This is a genomic window from Halomonas sp. (assembly GCF_033549285.1).
Taxonomy (GTDB): domain Bacteria; phylum Pseudomonadota; class Gammaproteobacteria; order Pseudomonadales; family Halomonadaceae; genus Halomonas.
In genome coordinates this window covers 1-2,732 of sequence record NZ_JAWSUJ010000188.1, presented here as the reverse complement: position 1 = coordinate 2,732, position 2,732 = coordinate 1, and the positions used below count along the sequence as shown (strand labels likewise).

The 2,732-nt window shown below is 62.7% G+C and carries 3 protein-coding genes and 1 pseudogene; all 4 read left to right on the top strand.

Features of this window, described 5'->3' with window-relative positions; genetic code table 11:
* A pseudogene (locus SCI24_RS21285) lies at positions 1–226 on the top strand (hypothetical protein); the annotation flags it as partial.
* A 60-nt stretch (positions 227–286) separates the two neighbouring features.
* Positions 287–889 carry a transposase gene (locus tag SCI24_RS21280; RefSeq protein WP_318727265.1) on the top strand — a complete coding sequence of 201 codons (603 nt, stop codon included), beginning with the start codon at positions 287–289 and terminating at the stop codon, positions 887–889.
* A 105-nt stretch (positions 890–994) separates the two neighbouring features.
* On the top strand, positions 995–2,368 hold the full coding sequence (locus tag SCI24_RS21275; RefSeq protein ID WP_318727264.1) for an IS110 family transposase: 1,374 nt from the start codon (positions 995–997) through the stop codon (positions 2,366–2,368).
* A 36-nt stretch (positions 2,369–2,404) separates the two neighbouring features.
* Positions 2,405–2,732 (top strand): helix-turn-helix domain-containing protein (locus SCI24_RS21265; protein ID WP_412930363.1); only part of this gene is annotated, 328 nt, incomplete at its 3' end.

Here is a 2,732-nt window from a genome sequence, read left to right as displayed (position 1 = left end):
CGAAGAGACCATCCGTCAGGCACTGGTGGGCCACTACCGCGAGGAGCATGTGCTGGCCCTGCGCCAGTCGCTAGCCCTCTACGACACCTATCAGGAGCATGTTGCCGACTGCGACCGTCATATCGAGCAGGCCCTCATCGCTCTGGCCGAATCGGCCCCGATGCCAACGCGACCCCTGCCACCTGCTAGGCGCTATGTGGGCAATAAGCCCCCAGTGTCAGGATGAGTGTCGCACCCTCTGATACCCTGTTCTTATAAACCGATCAGGGGGCGAAAGGAGACACTCATGCCTCGTTACTCCGAGGAGCGCCGGCAAGCCGTGGTCGCCAAGCTGCTGCCTCCCCACAACCTCTCTCCGCAGGTGATCGCGGAGCAGGAGGGGATCTCGCTGGGCACCGTCTACAAGTGGCGCAAGGAAGCCCGTGCCGAAGGCCGCTGTCTGCCGGATGCTCTGGGCAAGGGCGCCGATGGCTGGTCGTCCAAGGACAAGTTCAGCGCCGTGCTCGAAACTGCCTCGATGAACGCCCAGGAAACAGCGGAATTCTGCCGCCGTCGGGGAATCTATCCCGAACAGCTGGAGCGGTGGCGGCATGACTGCGAGCAGGCCGCCAGTCTCTCGCACTCGGAACGCCAACGTGAGGCCGACGAGGCCAAGCAGCAGCGCAAGCGCATCAAGGCACTGGAGAAGGAGCTTGCGCGCAAGAACGAGGCCTTGGCGGAAACTGCAGCGTTACTGGCCCTCAGAAACGCTTTAGGGTTGGCACCCTCTTGTAGAGACAGAAACTCGGCGGCTGCCTATAGTCAGCTTGGGTGCCAGAGGCGCAGCCGTCCTTTTTTTGGTGGCTCGTCCCCGTCGAGAAACATGGTTCGGGCGGCGATCTGGACTTGACAGTGGCGACACCGCTCGCCGGTGATCCCGGTTAGGAAAATAGTACCGTTCAGTGCCGCCTCCTCTGGCGCCTCCCTTTCCACGGGTCGTTGAGGAGTTCATGTCATGGCTCGCCAGCCCTCTCCCTGCCAGCGTCGTAGCAAGTTGCAGGTCGTGCACCCCGACGCGGCGGCCATCGATATCGGTGCGCGCTTTCATGTGGTAGCCATTCCTCCAGACCGTGACCCCGAGCCCGTCCGGCGCTTCGACAGCTTCACTCACGAATTGGAGCGATTGGCCGACTGGCTGGTGCACATGAGCATCACCACGGTCGCCATGGAATCCACCGGCATCTACTGGATTCCCGTGTTCGAGATCCTGGAAGAGCGCGGTCTGGACGTCATCCTGGCTAACGCTCGCGAGGTCAAGAACGTGCCAGGCCGTAAGACCGACATCAATGATGCTCAGTGGCTGCAGCGGCTGCACGCCTACGGACTGCTACGTGGCAGTTTTCGTCCGACGCAGGAACTGGCCAGCCTGCGTGCGCTGGTCCGGCATCGTGAGCGCCTGCTGGCCTATAGCGCCTCACATATTCAGCATATGCAGAAGGCGCTGATGGAGATGAATCTTCAGCTCCACCATGTCGTCAGCGATATCTCCGGCAAGACTGGCATGCGCATTCTGCGGGCCATCGTCGCCGGCGAACGTAACCCCGTCGTGCTGGCCAGCTATCGCGACTGGCGGTGCAAGTCCAGCGAAGAGACCATCCGTCAGGCACTGGTGGGCCACTACCGCGAGGAGCATGTGCTGGCCCTGCGCCAGTCGCTAGCCCTCTACGACACCTATCAGGAGCATGTTGCCGACTGCGACCGTCATATCGAGCAGGCCCTCATCGCTCTGGCCGAATCGGCCCCGATGCCAACGCGACCCCTGCCACCTGCTAGGCGCTATGTGGGCAATAAGCCCAACGCCCCGACTTTCGGCTTGCGCGAGCTGTTGTACAAGGTTCTTGGCACCGATCTGACACAGATTCATGGGTTGGGGGCCTATCTGGTGCTCAAGCTGATCGCCGAATGTGGCATCGACATGGCCCGCTGGCCAACGGCCAAGCACTTCACTTCGTGGCTCGCCCTGTCCCCGGGCAACAAGATCTCCGGCGGCAAGCTGCTGTCATCGCGAACGCGGCGGACCAAAAGTCGAGCGGCGGCCTTGTTACGCTTAGCCGCCACTGTCATCGGACGAACGGAGACGGCGTTGGGCGCCTTCTATCGCCGACTCGCCAGCCGCATCGGTAAAGCCAAGGCTGTCACTGCCACGGCACGCAAGATGGCGATATTGTTCTACAACACCCTGCGGTTCGGCTGGCAGTACCAGGACCCGGGGGCCAACTACTATGAAGCACGCTATCGGCAGCGGCTGGTGAGTAACCTCCACCGCCGTGCGAAGTCGCTGGGCTATGAGCTGGCTCCTGTGCAAGCCTTCGAGAAGGTAGTTTCTTAGGAAAAAGGCGAGGGCGATCTGGGGGGACGAGGACGAATGATCAGCGCTTCAGATCGCCAGGACGCCGTACAGCTGATCGATGAGGCCCGCGCCGAAGGAGCTCGTCTGCAGGCCGCCTGTGCAGAGCTCGGCATCGGCACCAACACCTACCGCCGTTGGGTACGGGGCGATCAGGACCGCCGGCCTCAGGCCGTGCGGCCTGTCCCGCGCCACGCGCTGACGCCCGAGGAGCGTCAGCAGGTGCTGAAGATCTGCCATCGTCCCGAGTTTGCCAGCCTGCCACCCGGGCAGATCGTGCCGCGGCTGCTGGACGAGGAAGGCCTCTACGTGGCGTCAGAGTCCAGCTACTACCGCATCCTCCGGG

Excerpts from the sequence above, each read along its gene's own strand:
- SCI24_RS21280 (WP_318727265.1), top strand. The coding sequence starts at position 287 with ATGCCTCGTTACTCCGAGGAGCGCCGGCAAGCCGTGGTCGCCAAGCTG.
- SCI24_RS21275 (WP_318727264.1), top strand. The coding sequence starts at position 995 with ATGGCTCGCCAGCCCTCTCCCTGCCAGCGTCGTAGCAAGTTGCAGGTC.